Genomic DNA, 22682 nt, shown 5'->3' on the forward strand with positions numbered 1-22682 from the left:
CTACTCGATGACCGGCCCCGTCAGCACTGCCCGCGCCAAGGCAAGCGCTTCTTCGGTGCCCGCGCCGCCGGGCGCCTCCTCGTCCTCGAAACGAACGAGCGTATCCAGAAATACCAGCGAAGCGCTGCCCAGCCGTCGGTTAAATGTCGCCGGTGTCATGCCAGGCAGGGATTGCCGCAAGCGCTCCACAATATTTTGCGCAGCCGGGGCGATCTCGTCAAAGGCAGCGCGCGCCGATCGCGCATTCGCAGTAAGCTGGTAGAGGAACCCTGCAAATCTGCGCCGACCGCTCGCATCAAGCACCTCGCTGATCGGACGAAGCAACGCCTCAAGCAACGCGGCCGGTTCTTGGACACATCCTCTGGCCTCGGTTTCGGCTAGAAGAATCGCGCGCCGCGTTTCGAGTTGCGGAAGCCGATACTCGAACACCGCCTCGATCAGGCGCTGCCGGTCCCCGAAATGATACTGGACCGCCACCTTGTTGGCCGAACCCGCAGCCTGTCCGATTTCGCGCAGCGGGACGCCCAGTCCCTGCGTTGCGATCAACCGCTCGGCGGCTTCGATCAGCGCCTTGGCTGGCTTTTTGTAAGCGTTTTTCATCCGCATCGTGCCTAGCGTTGGAGACGTGCGCAATCCAGCATCCCTCTCTACGACCATCACTGCCACGATCATTTTAAGGCTTAAGGATTAATTTTATTGACGCGCGCGGGGGCACGCGCCAGCGGACAGGTGGAGAACTCTTAGAAACCCGGTTGATCAAGGAGATGCGGCAATGAAACGGACGCTCGCGCATACGGCTGCGGCGGCAGCGCTCGTCATCGGCGCGCAGGGCCATGCGCAGACGGCGCGCACGGCATTACCCGTTTCTCCGCCGCCTTTCGACGGAGTCATCAAGGATAATGTCCTGGACTCCAGGCCAACCCCGCTTCAGGCGGTGCGTGCGCCGCAGGGTGCGCCAAATATCTTCCTGTTCATGAGCGACGATGTGGGATTCGCCATGTCGACCAGCTTCGGCGGCCCGGTTCCGACCCCGAACATGGATCGCCTTGCAGCCTCAGGCCAGCGCTACAACCGCTTTCATACCACCGGAATCTGCTCGCCCACCCGCGCGGCACTGCTCACCGGGCGCAACCATCACAATGTCGGTACCGGCTATCTGGCCGACCTGCCCACTGGCTTTCCCGGCTACACCGCGCACATTCCATCGTCCGCCGCCACCGTCGCGCAGACGCTCCGCCTTAATGGCTACAACACCGCGATGTTTGGCAAACATCACAACATACCCAACGGTGAGGAATCGGCCGCAGGCCCGTTCGATCAGTGGCCAACCGGGCTGGGCTTCGAATATTTCTACGGCTTCGTCGGCGGCGATACTGACCAATGGAATCCACGCCTCTATCGCGGCACCTCTCGCTTGCCCGACCAGACGGAGCTCGCCGCGCTGCTGGATCGCCGCCTTGCCGAAGACGCCATCGGCTGGATCCACAATCAAAAGGCCGCCGCGCCTGACAAGCCCTTCTTCATCTATTTTGCCCCGGGCTCCATGCACGCGCCGCATCAGGCGCCCCGCGAATATATCGATCGCTTCAAGGGCAAGTTCGATCAGGGTTGGGATGCAGTGCGCGAGGAAACTCACCAGCGGCAACTGGCGCAAGGGATCATCCCGCCGGGCACGCAGCTAACCACGCGCCCTGACGGCATCCCTGCGTGGGACTCGCTCACATCGCAGCAAAAGGCATTCGCGGTGCGGACGATGGAGGTCGCCGCGGGGATGCTTGCCTATCAGGACGAGCAACTCGGTCGTATCATGGACGAGCTCGCGCGGATGGGCGAACTGGACAACACGCTGGTCGCGATCATTCAGGGCGACAATGGCGCCGCCACCGAGGTTGGCCCCAGGGGCACCCTCAACGAGCTTGGCAACATCAACGGCCTGGAAGAGGACGATGCGTGGCTCGCCGCCAATATCGACAAGCTAGGCGGTCCCGACACCTACCCCACCTACCCCGCCGGCTGGGCATTGGCGATGAACACGCCGCTGCGCTGGACCAAGCAATATGCGTCGATGCTGGGCGCGATCCGCAATGGCATGATCGTTTCGTGGAAGGGCCATGTCGCGCGGCCTGACACCGTCTGCGCCCGGTTCGGCCATGTCGTCGACATCGCGCCAACACTGCTCGAGGCGGCAGGCATCACCGCGCCCGACACGGTTTACGGCGTGAAGCAGAAACCCTTCGACGGCGAAAGCCTGGTTTCTAGCCTGAAGTCCTGCGAGCCGGATAAGCCGCGCACGCAATATTTCGAGATCGGAGGCAAGGTCGGCCTGTATCACGATGGCTGGTTTGCCAGCTTCGACGACGGGCGCAAGCCTTGGGAAGCCGTCCCACCAGGCGGCGTGCGCCCCCAGACGCAATGGACGCTCTACAACCTCAGCAACGACTTCTCGCAGGCGAACGAAGTGTCAGCGGCACATCCCGAGCGCATGAAGCAGATGATCGCGTTGTGGCAGGATGTCGCGCGGAAGAACAATGTGCTTCCACTCGATCATCGCTTCGGTCCCGCCAGAGGCGCGGGGCATATGGTCCCGGGACGCAGCCGGTATGAATATTGGGGCAAGGACGTCAGTGTTCTTGCGATCAGGGAACCCAATTTCGCGGGACGATCCTTCACGCTTGAGGCCGATGTTCGGCTCGACAAGCCCGATGGTTCTGGCGTCGTGGTGGCTCTTGGCAGCCATTTTGCGGGCTGGAGCCTGTTTCTCGACAAGGGCCGCCCTATGTTCGCCTATGCGCGATCGACGAACCCCGACGATATCGTAAAGATCGCCGCGAAACGGCGGCTCCCCGCCGGGTCAGGCAAGCTGCGCATGACCTTCACGTCGAAAGGCATTCGCAAAGGCGCGCATGTCGAGATCGCCAGCGGCGACCAGATTTTTGCCACCGGCGAGATCGCGAAGACCTTCATCCTGCCCGCGGGGCTGGGCGAAACCCTCGATATCGGTCGCGATACCGGTGTCACCGTAACCCGTTATCGAACTGCGCACGGTGCGATCGAAGGGGATGTTCCCCATGTCGCAATCGACTTTGGCAAGGGGCACTAAGCTTGTCCGACCGCGACACCCCGCGCCTCGGATTCCGTTGAACTACTGTGCCGTATCGCCAAGGTAGCGGATCAGTTCCCCACGCTGCTTCGCGTCCGGAACCGATATAACCATCCGTGTTCCGGGGACTGCTTTCGTCGGACTGGCAAGATATCGGTCAAGATTTGCCGGGTTCCACACGAGCCCAGAGCTTTTCAGCGCGGGCGAGTATCGGAAATCCGTGCTGCCCGCGCGGCGACCCACGACGCCGGCCAGATTTGGTCCCAGTGGCGCAGGGGCTCCCGGCTTGAGCGAATGGCAATTCTGGCAGCGCTGCTTGAACAGCGCCATGCCGGCACCGTCGGCGGGCGCTGCCGCAGAAGTCTGGCCCAGCACCAGCATCACGCTACCAAGGAGAAACGCGGAAGTCAGGAAATGGCGTTTACGCATATGCACCTCACAACATGGGTCGCGCTTCAGCGGGAAAGGGATGTCACCACCACACCGGTTTCGCTCGCGATGTCGGCGGCTGTCCGCGACAGGTCATGCTTGCGGAAGGGCGTGGTCCGTAGACGCTTGCCCGTCGCCTGAAAGATCGCGTTGCCGACCGCCGGACCGATCGGCCCCATCGGTGCCTCTCCGATCATCTCGAAACGGTCGTTGTTCGACAGCGCGTCAAAATGGACATTGATCAGCCGCGGTGCGTCGGCGAGGCGCAGGATGGGATATTCGTCGAAATTGCCTTCGACGATCGCGCCGTCCTTCACCGTCACCTCCTCGTTCAGCGCCGTATTGAGCCCAAAGATGACGCCACCCTCGATCTGCGCGCGGACGGCGTCCTGATTGGCCACGCGGCCGCAGTCGAACGCAACATCGACCTGCTTCACCGAAATGGTGCCCTCCTCGCTCACCGCGACGTGGGCGACCATGCACATCGTCGTGCCCTCATTTCGCAAGGCACCTTTCGGCCAGTTGGAGATCGCGATGCCTCGCCCTTCACCCTTGGTGAGCGGTTTGCCCCAGCCCGCTTTTTCGGCGGCTATCTTGAGGCAATCGGACCATGACTTGTCCCACTTGCCGAGCAGCCGCAGCCGGTATTCGAGCGGGTCGATGCCCGCCGCGATCGCGCATTCGTCGATGAAGGTTTCGGTGATGAAGGCGTGCGAGTTGTAGCAGGGCGCACGATAGGCGCCCGTCAATATGTTGAGCGGCAGGTCACTGGTCGCCAGACGCACATTGGGAATGATGCCGCTGGTGAAATAGGGCATGTCGGCATAGCCCATCGGCAGCGCCATCCCGGTCGCGTTCGCTTCCGCACTCACCGCCTTGGGCAGCCCGGTCTGCTCGTCGAGGATCGCCTTGAACCGGGTCATGACGGGGTTGCGGTAGCGCCCTTGACGCATCGTCTCCTCGCGCGACCAGATCACCTTGACCGGCTTGCCCGGATATTCCTTCGCAACCGCCAGCACCATGCGCGCATCGTCGGACAGCGTGCGTCGGCCAAACCCGCCGCCGACATAGGTCTGATGGACCTTCACCTTTTCGGGGGCGATGCCGGTTTCGTCGACGACGACCCAGAAAGCCTGGCCCTGATCCTGCGAAGGCAGCCAAGCCTCCACGGCGTCCCCGGTCACCAGCGCCGTGCCATTGAGCGGTTCCAGCGTCGCATTCTCGCATAGCGGCGTCGCGTAGAGTCCCTCGACAACCTTGCCGCCAGAGACCGCATCGACATCGCCCGCCTTTCGGATCGACTTGCCAGCCGCCTTGGCAAGAATCGCCCTACGCGCCTCATTGATCGCCTCGGTCGAGGTCCACTGCGCACCGGGGCCCGCATCCCATTCAACGGGAAGCGCGTCGAGCGCCATTTTCGCCTGCCAGTAATGGTCGGCGATCACGGCCACGCCGCTCTGGGCCGCAGTTCCCTGAAGCCCGAAGGTCGCCTTTGGCTTGACCGGCGCGCCCTTCGTCTTCGCGGGATCGACGACGACGACCGCACGGACGCCGGGCATGCGCAGCACCGCTTCGGGCTGGTGGCTCTTCAAACGGCCGCCTTGGGCCGGTGCCTGCATCAACGCCGCGTAGACCATGCCGGGGAGTTGCACGTCTATCCCATAGACAGTCTCGCCTTTGACCATCTCGGGCAGATTGAGCTTTCCGGGAGACGCCTTGCCCAGAAAAGTCCATTCAGACTGTGATTTGAGCGCCGGCTCGGCGGCAAGCTTTATCCGCCCTGCCTCCGCTGCCACCTCGCCAAAGCGCAGCTTGCGGCCCGTCGGCTGGTGAACCAGAAGACTCGGGCGCGTCTCAATCTCGTCGACTGGCACTTTCCAGCGCGCCGCGGCGGCCGCCTTCAACCGTTCGCGCGCGCTCGCGCCCAGTTGAAGCGCCTGCTTCATGCGCACCGGATCTGTGCCATGGCCGCTGAAGAACGGCAGAAATCCGGAGGTATAGCTTCCGCCTTCGACGAAATCCCGATGAATGGATGCGAACTCGGCCCGTACCTTGGACCAGTCGCATCCGAGCTCCTCGGTCACGTTCATCGCCACTTGCGTCATCGCGCCATTGCCGATTTCAGGGGTAGGCACGCGCACTGTCACCACATCGTCCGGCGCGATCTCAATCCAGGGCGACAGTTCGATGCCGGCGGGTGCGTCAGCACCCCACGGACCGCTCCGGCCCGGCTGCCCGGCTGCGCGTGCTGCGCCGAGCGCCATGCCACCCGCGAACACCGTCGCCGAGACGAGGAAGCTGCGCCGGTCCATCGAGAGATCGTTCATGACCGCCTCCTCAGCTCTGCTCTGCCACGGCGCGGTGGATTGCCATGCGGACGCGCGGATAGGTGCCGCAGCGGCAGATGTTCGAAAGCGCACCGTCAATGTCCGCGTCGCTGGGCCTGGCATTCTTCTTCAGCAGGTCGGCCGCCGCCATCAGCATGCCTGCCTGGCAATAGCCGCATTGCGGCACATTGAGTTCGACCCACAGCTTCTGCAGGAAGTGATCGCCCTGCTTCGACAGCCCCTCTATCGTCACCACATCGGCGCCGCTCAGATCCTCCAGGCGCACCTGGCAGGATGGCACGGCGCCGCCGTTCAGATGGACCGTGCAAGCGCCGCATTGGGCTATGCCGCAACCATATTTGGTGCCCGTAAGCTGCAGATGATCGCGCAGCACCCAGAGCAAGGGCGTGGACGGATCAGCGTCGACCGATCGCGCCTTCCCGTTCACGCGGAAACGAACGGTTGCCATCGAAACCTCCCCATATGGGCCCGGCCTTCGCGGATCGTGCGAAGGCCGGGTGAACGTCACTTCTTGGCGGGCAGCTTGGCCAGATCGGCGTCGATCTTCGCCAGAACCTCATCACTGAACTTCTCGGGCTCGTAGGTCTGCACCTGTTTCAGTGTCATCGGCCGCGCCATGTCGATCTGCGGATTTGTCGTCATGCCCGGTACGTGCTTTTCGAGAATGGCTTTCGTTTCCGGATTATCGAGCAGCGTGCCGATATCGGTCTCGGCCGCGCTATACGCCGCGGACGCCGCCTGCGCGACAGCCACAGGCGCAGCGAGGCCCGCAGTCATTGAAACAGCGAATGCGCTTGCGATGATCAGCTTGCGAAACATAGTTATACTCTCCTCGTTGATTATGGTGGTGAAATGGTGCGGTCGATCGCGTGCCCTCCCGTTCAAAACCGCGACGCGCCTTGGACCTCCGATGTCTTGCGGGTTCCGTTGGCCTCACGCGCGGTGGCACGAATATAGGACCAGAGATTGTGGACCTGTCCACGCGTCAGTTGCGGAAATGCCGGCATCCCGCGTTCGATCATCGCCCCGTCATGAAGGACGGTCCAAAGATCATCTTCGGACATCGCGATCGCCGATTCCCTAAGATCGGGTCCGGGCGTGCCGGCGCTGTGCATGTTCGCGCCGTGACACGCCATGCACATGATCGACAGCCCCTGCCCCTTGGCGACGCTTTTCTCATCGAGCGTGATCGAAGGATCGTCGAGCGGACGTACGGTCATGTCGCGGCCGGGCGAAGGCGGCAGCTTGCCCGTGCCACCGATCGCAAACGTCAGCAGCCGGCGCGGCTGCGCACCATATTTCCAGCCAACATCGAGAATGTGGGAAAGCGCCGCCGTCGTTCCGCCATAGCCGACGAGTACCGAGACATATTGTTTGCCGCCCGCCACGTAGCTGATCGGCGCGGCAATGATCCCGAGCCCGGCGTTGAACCGCCACACGCGTTTTCCGGTCTTCGCGTCATAGGCGGAAAAATAGCCGTCGGCGGTCCCCTGAAAGACCAGCCCGCCCGCCGTCGTCAGCGTGCCGCCATTCCAGAGCGTTTCGATCGGGACTTTCCAGCGCTGCTCCTGTTTCACCGGATCCCAGGCGAGCAGAGCGCCGGTGCCGTCATCGGGGTCCTGCTTCCACGCCTGTACGGTCATACCACCAAAGGCCAACTCCCCTGGCTTGACGCTGGTCGAATAGCGCGCGCCCAGCTTCATATAGGGAATATACACCAACCCGGTCTTGGGGTTGTACGACATGTCCTGCCAGTTATGCGTGCCGAGCATGCTCGGATACAGGATCGACTCGCCCGTCTCGTAACGGATATTGGCGGCCTCGACGGGGCGTCCTGTCTTGAGGTCGATCCGTTCCGCCCAGGTGACCTTGCCCGTCTTCTCCGCCGAGATCAGCTTGCCCGTTTCGCGGTCGATGACATAGAAAAAGCCGTTGGTGGGTGCCTGCATCAGCACTTTGCGCGGGGCGCCGTCGATTGGAAGCGTGGCGAGGATCATGTTCGCCGTGGCCTTGTAATCCCACGCCTCGCCGGGATTGACCTGATAATGCCAGATATACTTCCCGCTATCCGCGTCCAGCGCGACGATCGAGGCAAGGAACAGGTTGTCGCCGCCACCGGGGCTGCGCAGCTTGGGGTTATAGGGCCCGCCATTGCCCGTCCCGAGATATATCCGGTTCAGCTCGGGATCGAAGGTGATGCCGTTCCACACGGTGCCGCCCAGGCCCTGCTTCCAGAACTCGCCGCCCCATGTCTTTGCCGCCATTTCCATGGCCGGGTCGCCGGCATTGGCCTCGGGCGATCCCGGCACCGTATAGAAGCGCCATAGTTGCCTGCCCGTCACTTGGTCATAGGCTGTGACATAGCCGCGCTGATTGGCGTCGGCGCCTGCGTTGCCGATGATGACCTTGCCATTGAAGGTCCGCGGCGCCCCGGTGATCGTGTGCAAGGTCCGCGGTGGGAGCGTGTCGACGCTCCACTGCTCCTTGCCCGTCGCCGCGTCGAGCGCGACGAGCCGCCCGTCGAGCACGCCCACGAAAACACGCCCGTCGGCATAGGCGACGCCCCGGTTCACGCCGAAGTTCATCCCCATCTTCGCGGGATTCACTTTCCAGATCTGCGGATCATATTTCCAGCGCAGCGTGCCCGTCGCAGCGTCGACCGCATACACCGACGAGTAGCTTCCCGTGAAATACAGGACGCCGTCTACCGCGAGCGGCGTGGCCTCGAGCGTGGCCTCGCCGTCGAGGTCAAGCCAGTTGGCAAGGCCAAGCGCCTCCGCATTTTCGACCCTGATCTGATCGAGCCGGCTATAGCCTGCTTCGTCACTGCCGCCGCCGTGGCTGGCCCAGTTCTCGGCCGTGCCGGTGATTTGTGCCGCATTTGTCGACGGCGCCGACCGATCACCCTGCACGCCAGTGCAGTTCACGAGGGATGCCATCGCGGCGAGCATGACGAGGCGATATTTCGGCAAGCGTGATTCTCCCCATCTCTGGCCGATGCTCACGTCGCGCAGCGCGAGACGTACGGGAACCGCCACGAGTTATGAAACACGGTAACTCATAGTTTCGTTTTTCGGGTCTCGTCAACTTCGTCCGGCATCTGCGCTTTGAACACGTCCCCGCTCGTCGTGCGGCCAGGCACCGAAATGGCCCATCCCGCCCCTCGCTCCCGCCGGAACGATGCTTCGGGTTGTGCAGTGAGCAGTCTGTCAATCATCGCGCCCGTGATGCCGAAGCGCCCCCTCGGCACGACGCCTCAATCGCGGCCGAACAGTTTGAATTCCGCGAACCGGATGGCGCGGCCAGGACGCTGGCGCATCACGGCGCGCACGCGGCTTTGCGCGTGCGCGGCCGTCGTCGTGGTGATGGCTGCCGCGGACAGCAGAAACGCTGCCGCAGCGCGGCGCAGGGTTCCAATCATTTCCTCTCCCTCAATCTTAATCGTGGAACGCGTCGGTGATCTCGCGCCGTCCGCGCAGGAAGGCGTCGGCCACCAGGCGCAGCGGATCGGTGTCGACATCGCTGCGGCCACCGCGGATCAATGTGGAAAAACGGCCATAAAGACCGGGATACTCATGATCCTCGTTATGCTCCGTGCCGCTGGGGATCGAGAGCACCGCGCCGCCATTGGAGAGCTTCAGCGTCCCCGCATCGGTCTCGACGATGATGTCCCAGCTCTGCGGTCCGGTCTGCCGCCAATCGAGGTCCATGATGATCGGTGCGCCGGCCGTATCGCGAAACTCCATATCGGCAGCGATGGGCGCAGCGCGATTGGCGGGAAGGACGAGTGTCGCCGATTTCAGGAAGAAGGGACGCGGCAGGATATGGGTGATGATCGACAGCGCATTGATGCCCGGATCGAACACACCGAGCCCGCCGGGCTCCCAGATCCACGCCTGGCCGGGATGCCAGACGCGGACATCCTCGCGCCAGATGACCGAAACGCTCTCGATCCTGCGTTCGGCCAGCCAGGCGCGTGCGGGGGCGACCCCGGACGCGAAGCGCGAATGCCAGCCCGCGAACAGCGTCGCCCCCACCTTGTCGGCGCGCGCGCTGAGCGCTGCCACTTCGGCCAGTGTCGCACCCGGCGGCTTTTCGAGAAAGACATGGATGCCGCGTTTGAGCGCCATGGCGGCGAGGTCGTAACGAACCTGCGGCGGCGTGCAGAGCGCAACCGCGTCCACCGCCGGCCCCTCATCCAGCAGCGTCTCGAGGCTGCGATGATGCGGAGTGCCGGGAACGCCCGGATCGCGCGGACTGACCGTCGCGGCGAGGCTGAAGGCGGCATTGCCGGCGATCGCAGGCAAATGCTGGTCGCGCGCGATCTTGCCCATGCCGACGACGGCGATGCGGATCGGGTCCATGATCAGAGCGCCTTGACGGTCACGATCGCCTTGTCGGCGCGCGCCAGCGGATTGCGCAGCGGCAGTGTGAACGGCGCGGCCTCGATCTCGAACACATCGCCTTCCTCGGTCCGCACACCATCGGAGAACGACAGCGTCGCCGTGCCGTAGAAATGGACATGAACGTCGCCGGGGCGGCGGAACAGATCATATTTGAAATGGTGCGCCTCGAGATTGGCGAAGCTGTGCGACATGTTCGCTTCGCCCGAAAGAAAGGGCTTTTCCCACAATGTCTTGCCGTCCCGCAGGATGCGGCTTGCGCCCTTTACATGCTCTGGAAGGTCGCCCACCAGCAGTTCGGGACCGAGCGCTGCCTGGCGCAGCTTGGAATGGGCGAGCCACAGATAGTTGTGACGCTCGGTCACATGGTCGCTGAATTCGTTGGCAAGGCACAGGCCAAGGCGGAAGGGCGTGCCATCGGGACCGATGATGTAGATGCCCGCCAGTTCGGGCTCCTCGCCGCCGTCCTGCGCGAAAGCAGGCATGGTGAGCGCGGCGCCCGGGGCGACCAGTTGCGACCCGTCGCCCTTGTAGAACCATTCGGGCTGCTGGCCGGTCTCGCCGTGCGAAGGTTTGCCGCCCTCGAGCCCTTCAAGGAACATTCGCATCGAATCGGTCTTGGCGTCTGACGCCGCTGCCTCACGGTGCATCTTGTCACGCCCCTCGGCGGAACCAAGATGCGTGAGGCCGGTGCCGCTGAGCAGCACATGCGCCGGATCCTCGTGATCGATCGGCGAGATCAGACGACCGGCGGTAAGTTCTTCGCCAAGGTCCACGGCCGCGCCCGAACCGCATTCGGCCACCACATCGGCAAGCCCCTTGCCCTCGGCGATGGCGCGCAGCGCAAGCTCGCGGATGCTCGTCACGCCCGGAACAAAGGCGGCGGTATCGCCACGCGCGGCAATCACCGAGCGCGCACCATCAGCGCTGCGATGTTGCAGCAGACGCAATGCCATGAAAACTCTCCCTTCAAGGCGCCGCCATTGCGGGCGCCGTCATATTGCCACTGCGGGCCGGCATCTGATCGATGCCGACCCGCTCGTTCGATCAGTTGACGATAAGCACCCCATCGACGAGGCGCGGCACACCGTCGCCGCGCGCGTCATCGCGCAGTTCCGCCGGGAGCAGTGCTGGTGAAAGGTTCTGGTACGAAACCGGCCGCAGGAAGCGATCGATCGCGAGGCTGCCCACCGAGGCGGTGCGCGCATCCGATGTCGCGGGGAACGGCCCGCCATGCACCATCGCATGACAGACTTCGACACCCGTCGGCCAGCCATTGGCGAGAATGCGGCCGACCTTGCGCTCGAGCACGGGCAACAAGCGGCCGGCAAGCTCCGCATCGGCATCGTCCATGTGCAGCGTCGCGGTGAGCTGTCCTTCAAGGCCACCGAGCACGGTGCGCAGTTCGGCCTCGTCGCGGCAACGAACGATGATCGACGAGGCGCCGAACACTTCATGGCCCAGCGCCTTGTCGGCCAGAAAGGCCTCGGCCGTGGTCTGGAACAGCATTGCCTGACCCCGCGTGCAGCCATTGCCTTCGCCGCCGCGCGCCAGCGTCTCGACGTCAGCGCTACCGCCCAGCGCCGCGGCGCCCTTTTCATATGCAGCATGGATACCGGTGGTCAGCATGACCTGCGAATCGGCCCCGCTCACCGCCTCCGTCGCCGCCGCGACGAAATCGTCCAGCCCCTCGCTCTCTATGGTGAGGACGAGGCCGGGATTGGTGCAGAACTGCCCCGCACCCATGGTCAACGAGCCGGCAAAGGCGGCGCCCAGCGCTGCCCCGCGCGTCTTCAGCGCCTCGGGCAGAAGCAGCACAGGGTTGATGCTCGACATTTCGGCATAGACGGGGATCGGCACCGGACGAGCCTGGGTCAGCGCCAGCAGCGCAAGACCGCCGCCACGCGATCCCGTGAAGCCGACCGCCGCGATGCGCGGATCCTGCACCAGTGCGGCGCCAAGATCGTTGCCCGGACCGACGAGATGCGAAAACACACCTTCGGGCAGCCCGCAGGCCACCACCGCGCGGGCGATGGCGTCGGCCACCAGTGCGCCGGTCTGGGGGTGCGCAGGATGCCCCTTCACCACCACTGGGCAGCCTGCGGCGAGCGCCGATGCAGTGTCGCCGCCCGCGGTCGAGAAGGCGAGCGGGAAGTTGGACGCTCCGAACACCGCGACGGGGCCCAGCGGAATCATCCTGAGACGCAGGTCGGGGCGAGGCAGCGGCTGGCGATCGGGCATTGCCGGATCGACGCGCAAGCCAAGCCACGCGCCGCTCCGCACAACACTGGCGAACATGCGCAACTGGCCGATGGTGCGGCCGCGCTCGCCCTCCAGACGGGCGCGCGGCAGGCCAGATTCGCGCATGGCTGCAACGACCAGGTCGTCGCCGATCGCCAGAATCTCCTCGGCGATTCGCTCAAGGAAGGCGGCACGGCTCTCGCGATCGGTGGCGCGGTACGCGTCGAAGGCCGCCTCGGCCGCGGCGCAGGCGACCGCCACATCTGCGGGGCCATGGACCGGGAATTCCGCGCCATCAGGTTGCCCCGTCTCTGCGGTTACAGAACGAAAGCCATCATGCTTCACACGGTCGATCAAGCTGGCGTCAGCAGTCATTTACGTCTCCTTATTACTCCGACATATTACAGCGTTGCGGGGATGGCAATGTTTACCGTTTCGCGATCTCGTCGCCGCTGGTAATTGTCTGCGTAGAGGGAAAATCATGGAGAAGACCAAAGTGGGGGGCGAAGCAGAGGAAGGCGGCGGCCAGGCACAGGCGCCGGCCAAGACGCGGGGGCCGGGCAGACGCTTGCATGGCGCGGTCGCGCACAAGCTGGGCACGGCGATCCTGTCGGGCGAATATGCGCCCGGCGATACGCTTTCGGGCGAGGTCGCCTTTGCCGAGGAGCTAGAAATTTCGCGCAGCGCCTATCGCGAGGCGGTGCAGGTGCTCACCGCCAAGGGCCTCGTCGAAAGCCGCCCCAAGGCCGGCACGCGGGTCCTGCCGCGCAACCGCTGGAACCTGCTGGATCCCGATGTGCTCGCCTGGGCCTTTGCGGGCGAACCCGACATCGAATTCATCCGCAACCTGTTCGAACTGCGCTCCATCGTTGAACCCGCCGCCGCGCGTCTGGCCGCCGAACGGCGCGATAAGTCGGACATCAAGATGATGAAGGAGGCGCTGGCGGCGATGCGGCGCCATACGCTCGCCACCGAGGCAGGCCGCGCGGCCGATCGCGACTTTCACAACGCGATACTGCGCGCGACGCACAATGACGCGCTGATGGCGCTTACTGCAAGCATCGGAGCTGCGGTCAACTGGACCACCCAGTTCAAGCAGCGCGCACGAGCGCTCCCGCGCAACCCGATCCCCGATCATGCCCGCGTCTACGATGCGATCGCCGCCAGCGACGGCGAGGCCGCGAGCGAAGCGATGCGTGTGCTGATAGACCTCGCGCTCGAGGATACGCGCAGTTCGATTCAAAGCTGACGACGCAGCCAGCGCTGCAGGAAAAGGCCCCGCCTCCATGACGGAAGCGGGGCCTTTTTTAGCTGCTCACCCGGGCGAATCGACGCATCTCAATCGACATGCTGGTCAGGCAGGGCGTGTGTCGGACGCGAACCCCATAGCGCATAGAACAGAATGTAGAGTTCGCAGACGGCGGTCAGCAGGAACGAGGTCTGCAGGCCATAAATATCCGCCAGCCAGCCCTGGACGACGACCAGCGCGCCGCCCGCGATCGCCATGATCAGCAGCCCAGAGCCCTCCTCGGTCAACGGACCAAGCCCCTTGATGCCCAGCGTGAAGATGGTCGGGAACATGATCGAGTGGAACAGTCCGACAAGGATGAGCGACCACATCGCGACCGGGCCATGCGCAAACACCGTGATTATCATGACGATGAACGCGCCGATCGAAAAGACGGCGAGCACCTTGGCGGCATCGATTCGCTGCATGATTGCCGAACCAATGAATCGCCCCACCATCATGCCGCCCCAGAGAAACGTCAGATAGCGGCCCGCCTGCTCATGAGTCAGATTCGCGATGTCGGGCTGGCTGACGAAGTTGACGAATAGATTGGCGACGCCGATTTCGGCGATCAGATAGATGAAGATCGCCGGAACGCCGAACACCAGATTGCGGTGCGCCCACAGCGAATGCTTTTTGCGTTCCTCCTTGGCCATGCGCATCGTCGCGGCCCCCATGCTGGGCAGCGGAAAGCGCGCGATGACGACGGCGAGCACGAGAAGCACGACGGCAACCAGACCGTAAGGCAGGATCACCGACTGTGCGTCGGCGAGCCGCTCGGCCTGCGTCAGTATCACGCCCGTCTCGGCCGTGCCGCCCTTGGATCGGCCGAGAATGAGGTAGGCGCCGAACAAGGGAGCCAGCATCGTCCCCGCAGAATTCATCGCCTGCACCAGATTGAGGCGTGAAGAGGCGGTTTCGGGCTTGCCGACCACCGCGACATAAGGATTGGCGGCGACCTGCAGCAAGGTGATGCCGCTCGCGATCACGAACAGCATGACAAGTGTGACGCCATAGGACGGGATGCTGGCCGCGAGCATCATGCCCAGCGAGCCGGCCGCCATGACCAGCAGGCCCACCACCAGGGATTTCTGATAACCGATGCGCTCGATCAGCTTGGCCGAGGGAATCGAGGCAACGAAATACGCGATGAACCAGACCGATTCGATTAGTGTTGTCTGGGTATAGCTGAGGTCAAATACGCTGCGCAGATGCGGCAGCAGCGTGTTGTTGATGACGGTGATGAAGCCCCACATGAAAAAGAGGCTCGCGAGCAGGGTGAGCGCCGAGCGGTAGCTCGTGCCTTCCATTCCCGGCCCTGCGGCCGGTGTTGCGGACGTCGATATCGGTGAAGCCATGCCACCCTTCTCCAGATTTATGCCCCGTCCGCGATCATTGCCGACACGGCTTGCGCTTGTTTATTTTGTCGGACTATATGCAGAGCAAGATTGCGTCAATGGGCGCCCATAACCGGGAGGGATAGAAATGCGAAGGCTGGTCAGGACGAGTGCGGCGCTGGGCTGTCTGGCGACTGCACTGATGGCGGGCCCCGCAGCGCTCGCCACCGAGGCCAACCGCGTGCCCGCGGGCACACTCAAGGATGGCACCGCGATCGAGGCGATCACGCTCAGCAACAGTCACGGCGTGTCGGCGACGATCCTCACCTACGGCGCGACGCTGCAATCGCTCGTCGCCCCGGATCGGGCCGGCAAGACCGCCGATGTCGTGCTCGGCTATGACGACCTCGCCGCCTATGTCGACCATCCCAATTATTTCGGCGTGACGGTCGGCCGTTACGCCAATCGCATCGCCGGAGGCCGCTTCACCATCGAAGGTCGGTCCTACCAGTTGCCGCTCAACGACAAGACCAATTCGCTGCATGGCGGCGGCAAGGGCTTCGACAAGGTCGCGTGGAAAGTCGTGTCAGCGAAGAGCGGTCCGACCGCGACGCTGGTGCTGTCCTACAGCAGCCCCGACGGCGATTCGGACTATCCCGGCAAGCTCGACGCCACCGTCACCTATTCGCTCGACGAAGCCGGCGCACTGACCATCGCCTTCGACGCGAAGACCGACAAGCCAACGGTCGTCAACATGACCAACCATGCGATCTTCAACCTGGCCGGCGAAGGATCGGCTGACGGCGCCACCGGCCATCTGCTGACGATCCCCGCCAAGGCCTACACACCGGTCGATGAAAGGCTGATCCCGACGGGCGAGCTACGCCCTGTGCAAGGCACGGTGTTCGATTTCCGCACCCCCCGTCGCGTCGCCGACGGCATCCGTGATGGCCGCGATCAGCAGATCCGTTTCGGCCGCGGCTACGATCACAATTTCGCGCTCGACAAGGGGCTCACGAAGGCGCCCGAACTCGTCGCCAAGCTGGAGGATCCGCAATCGGGCCGCGTGCTCGAGGTGCTCAGCACTGAGCCGGGCGTTCAGTTCTATGCCGGCAACTTTCTCGACGGCACGCTCATTGGCAAGCAGGGACATGTCTACCGCATGGGCGACGGTATCGCGCTCGAGCCGCAGAAATTCCCCGACGCCCCGAACCAGCCAAGCTTTCTCTCCGCGCGCGTGGACCCCGGCAAGCCTTACCGGCACGTGATGATCTACCGCCTGTCCACGACCCGTTGAACGGATACCCAATGACCGACACTTCCACGCCCCGGCTCCGTTCACGCGCCTGGTTCGACAACCCCGACAATATCGACATGACCGCGCTTTATCTGGAGCGGTACCTGAACTTCGGCCTCAGCCTGGAGGAATTGCGCTCGGGCAAGCCGATCATCGGCATCGCCCAGACGGGCAGCGATCTTTCGCCGTGCAACCGTCATCATCTCGTGCTCGCCGAACGCATCCGCGAGGGCATTCGCGAGGCGGGCGGCATCGCGCTGGAATTCCCGGTCCATCCGATCCAGGAAACCGGCAAACGTCCGACCGCGGGGCTTGATCGCAACCTCGCCTATCTCGGTCTCGTCGAGGCGCTCTACGGCTATCCGATCGACGGCGTGGTGCTGACGACCGGCTGCGACAAGACGACGCCTGCCTGCCTGATGGCAGCGGCCACCGTGAACATTCCGGCGATCGCGCTGTCGGTGGGCCCGATGCTCAACGGTTGGCACAAGGGCGAGTGGACCGGTTCGGGTACGATCGTCTGGAAGGGCCGGCAGATGCTCGCCGCCGGGGAGATCGACGATGCCGGCTTCATCAAGCTAGTCGCCTCGTCGGCGCCGTCGACGGGCTATTGCAACACCATGGGTACGGCGACGACGATGAACAGCCTGGCCGAAGCGCTGGGCATGATGTTGCCCGGCTCGGCGGCGATTCCGGCTCCCTATCGCGACCGGCAGGAAGTCGCCTATCTGACCGGCAAGCGCATCGTCGAGATGGTGGCCGAGGACCTCAAGCCGTCCGACATCCTGACGCTTGACGCCTTCCACAACGCGATCGTCGTCAACTCCGCGATCGGCGGCTCGACCAACGCGCCGATCCACCTCGCCGCGATCGCGCGCCATATCGGGGTCGAACTGCCGCTCAAGGACTGGGAGACCAAGGGGCACAAGGTGCCGCTGCTGGTCAACCTGCAACCCGCCGGCGAGTATCTCGGCGAGGATTACTATCGTGCCGGCGGCGTCCCCGCCGTGGTCGCCCAGTTGATGGGCCAGGGCCTGATCCGCGAGCAGGCAATGACGGTCAATGGGCAGACGATGGGCGAGAATTGCCGCGATGCCACAATCGAGGACGAACGCGTGATTCGCCGTTTCGATCAGCCGCTCAGGGAGGAGGCCGGCTTCCTCGTCCTTTCGGGCAATTTGTTCGACGCCGCGATCATGAAGACCAGCGTGATCGACGAAGCTTTCCGCACGCGCTACCTCTCCAATCCCGACGATCCCAATGCCTTTGAAGGGCCGGTTGTCGTTTTCGACGGGCCCGAGGACTATCACCATCGCATCGACGACCCGGCGCTCGGCATCACGCCTGAAACCCTGTTGTTCATGCGCGGCGCCGGGCCGATCGGCTATCCGGGTGCGGCGGAAGTCGTCAACATGCGCCCGCCCGCCTATCTGATCACCGAAGGCATCGGTGCGCTCCCCTGTGTTGGCGACGGCCGTCAGTCGGGCACCAGCGGGAGCCCTTCGATCCTGAACGCGAGCCCCGAGGCCGCGGCGAATGGCGGCCTCGCGCTGCTCCGGACGGGCGACCGCGTCCGCGTCGACCTCAACAAGGGCACGGTCGACGTGCTGATCGCCGCGGAGGAGCTGGCCGATCGTCGCAGCGCGCTGGAAGCGGCGGGCGGCTATGCCTATCCTGCGTCGCAAACGCCGTGGCAGGAGATCCAGCGTTCGATTGTCGGGCAAATGGACAGCGGCGCGATCCTCGAAGGATCGGAGAAATACCAGCGCATCGCGCAGACCCAGGGCCTGCCGCGCGACAATCATTGATCGCGGGCGGCGAACAAGGCGGGAGCATCATGGCCGAATGGACGATTGTCGCGCGTGACGTGCGCGACCAGTTGGGCGAAGGCGCCCTGTGGTCGGAGCGTGACAATGCGGTCTACTGGGTGGACATCCTTGGCCCGGCGCTGAACCGGCTGGAACTCTCCACCGGCGCGGTCACGCGCTGGCCAATGTCCGAGCCGCTCGGCTGGGTGGTCGAACGCATCGGCGGCGGCTTCATCGGCGGCTTCAAGAGCGGGTTCGCTGAAATCGATCTCGCCCCGTTCGCCATCCGCCCGATCGGCGATCCCGAGCCGGAATTTCCCGGCAATCGCATGAACGACGGCAAAGCGGATGCTCATGGCTGCATCTGGTGCGGTACGATGGACATGGCCGAGGAACAGGACAGCGGCTCGCTCTATCGCTTCGATCCTGACCGCCGCTGGACACGCCTGGACAGCGGCTACCGCGTGCCCAACGGCCCCGCCTTCTCCGATTGCGGGCGCTGGCTCTACCACGCTGATACCGGCCGCCGCGTCATCTACCGCTTTGCACGCAGCAAGGACGGTGCGATCGTCGATCGCCAGCCCTTCATCCATTTCGCTGAAGCCGATGGATGTCCCGACGGCATGACCGTGGACGCGGAAGGCCATCTCTGGGTAGCGCATTGGGGCGGCGGACGCATCAGCCGCTTCACGCCCGACGGCGCACTCGGCCGTTCGATCGCCCTGCCCGCCCGTCAGGTCACCAACATAACCTTCGCCGGCGCTGATCTCGACCGCATGTTCGTCACCTCGGCTGCCACGGGGCTGACCGAGGGCCCCCATGACGGCGCGCTCTTCGAGGTTGACTGCGGAATCCGCGGCCTGCCGACTCATTACTTCGGCGGCTGAATCCCGAGCGGAAGACGCTCAGTCGTTTGCTTTAACATCCGCCGCCGGTGGCTTCGCCAACGCCTCGCATAAACGATCGGTGGCCAACGCGATACGCGATTCGGCGGTCGAGCGGTTGGCGGCGCTGTTCTCAACGGCGCGCGTTTCCGTGTTGAACGCGAGCAGGCTGCCGACGCGCTGGTCCGGACACAGGCTGAGATAGGCACGGAAGCCGTTCTGATCGCCGTTGTGCCCGATGATGCGTACCGTCTGGCCCTGGTCGATGAAGAAGGAAAGCCCGCTTTGCGTCGTCTCGGTCATGCGACCTTGCGTGAAGTCTTCGCCCGCCGCGATTTGCGGCCGCCACATCTCCTCGAGCGAGGATCGCTTCAGGACAAGGTCGTACGCGGATTGTCGCGTCGTATCGCCAAGCAGGAAGGCCAGATATTTCGCCATGTCGGGCAACGGCGCGTTGAGCCCGCCGTTCGACACGGTCACGCCGGTATCGACGTCGAATGGCGCCGCGACACGTTTGGCTTCGCGGATGTAATAGCTGTGCGACCGGTAGCGCAGGAGATGCGGCGGCGTGCGATCGAAATAGCTGGCGTGCATGCTTAGCGGCTTCAAGATGTTCTTGTCGATAAAGACTTCGAAATCCTCACCCGAAAGCCGCTCGATCACTTGCCCCAGATAGACGATGCCGGGATTGGAATAGCTGAAACGCGTCCCGGGCCGGAACTGGACCTCGGTATAGGGAAGCATCGCCGCGAGTTGGGTCCAGACCTTGGGTTCGAATGGCTGCCAGTCGTGATCCCGCCAGGGCCATGTGGGACCCCCAAACCCGGCGCTGTGGCTCATCAAATGGCGCAGCGTGATCGCGCTCGCGTCGCCGAATGGGTTATGCACCGTGGCGAGTTCGGGGACGTAGCGGATGATGGGATCATCGAGCGTCAACAGTCCGCGATCACGCAGTTGCATGATCGCAATCCCGGTCATGGTCTTGGTGATGGATGCCCAGTGATAGATGGTTTGGGCATCGACGGGGACGTGCGCATTGACGTCCTGCTCGCCCAGATGATCGGCGACGACGGTGCGACCGTCGCGCACGACGTAGAAGCTGCTTCCGGCAATGCCGGAACGCCGCATTTCGGTGCGGTGAAGCTTGCGAAAGTCGCTCAGCGCTGCCTCGAAGGAGCGCTCGCCAGCCGCAGCCGGGCCGGCGATCTGCGAAGCAGCAAGCAGCAATGTGGCAGCGAGCCAACGCGACATGGTGATCTTCCCCCGTACTTTTCGGTGACTGAGCTACCTTGGCGGAGGGTTTATCCACCTGACAACTGGAAATCTTCCTGCTGCCAATTCGTCGCCCAGTGCCTGATTCTTCTGCCGGGTGAAGCGAGAAGCGGCCAAAAATCAGCCACCATCACTTGCAAGGGTTGGTGCCCCACCCTGGATAAACATAACGAGTACGTCTCGCCGTTAGAACTACTATAGGGCCGCTGTTTGTTGCCGGCTACTGGCTTACGCCGCATCGCAGTGCCGCTTAGCCCTGCGACGGGTAAAAGTGCGCCGCTCGCGGCAGCGGACGTGCCTTTGCTCAGGGTTTTTCCCGATAGGATTTGATCCGTCAGCACAATAGTCTTTTGGCTCACTATCCCGAAAGACGATGTCCGTGAACGACGCGGACCGCCTTGTAACGATGCGTTTCTCACTACAGCCGATAAGCCCGCGCACCGCCATGTGGAGGGTATATGGGACATCTGAACTTCAACAGTCGCACGAAGATTCCACGCGTCAAACGCGCGAGCAGCACGCGCATGTCGTGCATTACGCACGATTTCAATGCATGCAGGCGCGTCCTATGGTCACTATTCCTGATCGTATGCGTGGGCGTCACGGCCTGCAACGCGCCGCAGGACAAGGCGTCCCCCCATACCCAAGCGCCGACATTCGATCCCAGGCGCTTGTCAGAAGAGGTAAGAACCCTCTCGTCAGAAGCGTTCGAAGGTCGCGGTCCCGGAACGCCCGGCGAAATCAAGACTATCGAGCATATCTCTGCGCGGCTTCAGGCCGACGGCCTGCAGCCTGGCGGCGATCTCAAGGACGGCAAGCGCCTCTGGACGCAGGCGGTCCCATTGTTGCGCGCGGAGATCACCGGCACGCCCACCGTGTCGCTCAATATCGGCGGCAAGTCGCAGGCGTTGACGCAGGGTCAACAGATCGCGCTGCGCCCCGCGCTGAACGGCGACACGCACGTCACCGTCAAGGACGCCCCGCTGGTGTTCGCCGGTTATGGCGTGAAGGCGCCGGGGCGCAACTGGGACGACTTCAAGGGCCTGAACGTCAAGGGCAAGATTCTGGTGGTCCTGATCAACGATCCCGATTTCGAAACCGGTCAAGGCGATTTCGGCGGCAAGGCCGCGACCTACTACGGCCGCTGGACTTACAAGTATGAGGAAGCCGCTCGCTTGGGTGCCGCAGGCCTGCTGATCGTCCATGAGGATGCGCCGGCCGCGTACGGCTGGGAGACGGTGAAGAATTCCTACACCCACGACCTGTACGACATGGTGCGCGACGACCCCAAATCGGCGCATGTGCCGCTGGAAGGCTGGATTCAGCGCGACCTCGCGGTGGCTCTGTTCAGGCAGGCCGGTCTGGATTTCGATGCAGTGAAGAAGCAGGCGCAAACGCGCGACTTCAAGCCAATCGATCTCAGGGCGAACCTCAGCGCCGACTACACCGTCGATGCCAAGGTCATCACCACGCACAACATCGTCGGCCGCCTCGAAGGTAGCCAGCGCCCGAACGAGACGGTGATCTACAGCGCGCACTGGGACCATTTGGGCGTCGGCGAGCCCGACGCCAAGGGCGACCGCATCTACAACGGTGCGCTCGACAATGCGACTGGCACAGCGGCCTTGCTCGAACTGGGCCGCGCTTTCGCCCAGGCAAAGCAGAAGCCCGCACGCTCGCTGGTGTTTCTCTACACCACCGCGGAGGAGAAAAACCTGCTGGGCGCGGAATATTATGCGTCCAAGCCACTTTATCCGCTGGCCCAGACGGTCGCGGTGATCAATGTCGACTCGCTTCAACCATTTGGTCCGACGCGCGACTTCAGCGTCCTTGGCGACGCCAAATCCGATCTGCTCGACCAGTTGAGCGCCCTCGCAGCGAAGTGGGACGTGCGTTACTCACCTGACATCATGCCCGAAGCAGGCTTCTTCTTCCGCGGCGACCAGTTTCCATTCGCCCAGCGTGGTGTGCCGGCGTTCTGGTTCAATTCGGGCAGCGACCGCATCGACGGCGGTGTTGCAGCGACCAAGGCATGGAGTTCTGCTTATTTTCGCGACAGTTATCACCAGCCGTCAGACGAATGGCATGCCGACTGGCCGTTTACTGGCATGGCGCGTGATTTGCAGATCATCTACACGCTCGGCAGCGACCTCGCCAACGCGACGACCTGGCCGAACTGGGCACCGGATTCGGAGTATCGCGCCGCACGCGACGCCAGCGCGGATGAACGCAAGTAGCCGCGGGATGGTCATGCGATGCTAAGTCAGGAGTTTGG

Annotated in this window: 18 protein-coding genes; 6 read left to right on the forward strand and 12 right to left on the reverse strand. The window is 63.7% G+C overall.

Annotated elements, in window-relative coordinates; genetic code table 11:
* Positions 1-600 carry a TetR family transcriptional regulator gene (locus D3876_RS00750; RefSeq protein WP_182911822.1) on the reverse strand — a complete coding sequence of 200 codons (600 nt, stop codon included), beginning with the start codon at positions 598-600 and terminating at the stop codon, positions 1-3.
* 172 nt (positions 601-772) lie between these two features.
* On the opposite strand from D3876_RS00750, the gene D3876_RS00755 reads away from it, so the two are divergent.
* Positions 773-3100: an arylsulfatase gene (locus D3876_RS00755; RefSeq protein ID WP_119759235.1), complete on the forward strand. Its 2328-nt coding sequence runs from the start codon at positions 773-775 to the stop codon at positions 3098-3100.
* 42 nt (positions 3101-3142) lie between these two features.
* Here D3876_RS00755 and D3876_RS00760 read toward each other — a convergent pair whose 3' ends face one another.
* The 9 genes from D3876_RS00760 to D3876_RS00795 all read right to left on the reverse strand — a co-directional run bounded on the left by D3876_RS00760 (position 3143) and on the right by D3876_RS00795 (position 12896).
* Positions 3143-3529: a c-type cytochrome gene (locus D3876_RS00760; RefSeq protein ID WP_119759236.1), complete on the reverse strand. Its 387-nt coding sequence runs from the start codon at positions 3527-3529 to the stop codon at positions 3143-3145.
* A gap of 26 nt (positions 3530-3555) precedes the next feature.
* Positions 3556-5856 (reverse strand): xanthine dehydrogenase family protein molybdopterin-binding subunit, encoded by a 2301-nt coding sequence (locus D3876_RS00765; RefSeq protein ID WP_182911823.1) that lies wholly within the window; start codon positions 5854-5856, stop codon positions 3556-3558.
* 10 nt (positions 5857-5866) lie between these two features.
* Entirely contained in the window at positions 5867-6325 is a 459-nt protein-coding gene (locus D3876_RS00770) for a (2Fe-2S)-binding protein (RefSeq protein WP_119759238.1), read from the reverse strand.
* Positions 6326-6381: 56 nt separating this feature from the next.
* Entirely contained in the window at positions 6382-6696 is a 315-nt protein-coding gene (locus D3876_RS00775; RefSeq protein WP_119759239.1) for a hypothetical protein, read from the reverse strand.
* A gap of 62 nt (positions 6697-6758) precedes the next feature.
* A complete protein-coding gene (locus D3876_RS00780; protein ID WP_238475175.1) occupies positions 6759-8849 on the reverse strand; it encodes a PQQ-dependent dehydrogenase, methanol/ethanol family in 2091 nt (696 codons plus the stop codon).
* A gap of 284 nt (positions 8850-9133) precedes the next feature.
* Positions 9134-9298 carry a hypothetical protein gene (locus D3876_RS20320; protein WP_182911824.1) on the reverse strand — a complete coding sequence of 55 codons (165 nt, stop codon included), beginning with the start codon at positions 9296-9298 and terminating at the stop codon, positions 9134-9136.
* 16 nt (positions 9299-9314) lie between these two features.
* Positions 9315-10241: a Gfo/Idh/MocA family protein gene (locus tag D3876_RS00785; protein ID WP_119759240.1), complete on the reverse strand. Its 927-nt coding sequence runs from the start codon at positions 10239-10241 to the stop codon at positions 9315-9317.
* Positions 10242-10243: 2 nt separating this feature from the next.
* Positions 10244-11236 (reverse strand): AraD1 family protein, encoded by a 993-nt coding sequence (gene araD1, locus D3876_RS00790; protein ID WP_119759241.1) that lies wholly within the window; start codon positions 11234-11236, stop codon positions 10244-10246.
* Between the two features lie 91 nt (positions 11237-11327).
* Positions 11328-12896: an aldehyde dehydrogenase (NADP(+)) gene (locus tag D3876_RS00795; RefSeq protein WP_119759242.1), complete on the reverse strand. Its 1569-nt coding sequence runs from the start codon at positions 12894-12896 to the stop codon at positions 11328-11330.
* Positions 12897-13002: 106 nt separating this feature from the next.
* Here D3876_RS00795 and D3876_RS00800 point away from each other — a divergent pair, with 106 nt between their 5' ends.
* Complete coding sequence (locus tag D3876_RS00800; RefSeq protein ID WP_119759243.1) at positions 13003-13770, forward strand: FadR/GntR family transcriptional regulator; 768 nt, start codon at positions 13003-13005, stop codon at positions 13768-13770.
* An 89-nt stretch (positions 13771-13859) separates the two neighbouring features.
* Here the strand turns inward: D3876_RS00800 and D3876_RS00805 are convergent, their stop codons facing one another.
* Positions 13860-15167, reverse strand: coding sequence for a sugar MFS transporter (locus D3876_RS00805; RefSeq protein ID WP_119759244.1), 1308 nt, complete (start codon positions 15165-15167; stop codon positions 13860-13862).
* A gap of 181 nt (positions 15168-15348) precedes the next feature.
* On the opposite strand from D3876_RS00805, the gene D3876_RS00810 reads away from it, so the two are divergent.
* The 3 genes from D3876_RS00810 to D3876_RS00820 are packed head-to-tail and all read left to right on the forward strand — an operon-like array spanning position 15349 to position 19138.
* Positions 15349-16443 carry an aldose epimerase family protein gene (locus D3876_RS00810; protein WP_238475280.1) on the forward strand — a complete coding sequence of 365 codons (1095 nt, stop codon included), beginning with the start codon at positions 15349-15351 and terminating at the stop codon, positions 16441-16443.
* Between the two features lie 11 nt (positions 16444-16454).
* On the forward strand, positions 16455-18251 hold the full coding sequence (locus tag D3876_RS00815) for an IlvD/Edd family dehydratase (RefSeq protein WP_119759246.1): 1797 nt from the start codon (positions 16455-16457) through the stop codon (positions 18249-18251).
* A gap of 29 nt (positions 18252-18280) precedes the next feature.
* The gene (locus D3876_RS00820) at positions 18281-19138 is read left to right on the forward strand and encodes an SMP-30/gluconolactonase/LRE family protein (RefSeq protein ID WP_119760855.1); all 858 of its coding nucleotides are present in this window, start codon (positions 18281-18283) and stop codon (positions 19136-19138) included.
* Between the two features lie 18 nt (positions 19139-19156).
* Here the strand turns inward: D3876_RS00820 and D3876_RS00825 are convergent, their stop codons facing one another.
* A complete protein-coding gene (locus D3876_RS00825; protein WP_119759247.1) occupies positions 19157-20386 on the reverse strand; it encodes a serine hydrolase domain-containing protein in 1230 nt (409 codons plus the stop codon).
* An 866-nt stretch (positions 20387-21252) separates the two neighbouring features.
* Here D3876_RS00825 and D3876_RS00830 point away from each other — a divergent pair.
* A complete protein-coding gene (locus tag D3876_RS00830; RefSeq protein WP_238475176.1) occupies positions 21253-22644 on the forward strand; it encodes a M28 family metallopeptidase in 1392 nt (463 codons plus the stop codon).
* The last annotated feature ends 38 nt before the right edge of the window (positions 22645-22682 follow it).

The sequence above is a fragment of the Sphingomonas cavernae genome (genome assembly GCF_003590775.1).
Classification (GTDB): Bacteria; Pseudomonadota; Alphaproteobacteria; order Sphingomonadales; family Sphingomonadaceae; genus Sphingobium_A; species Sphingobium_A cavernae.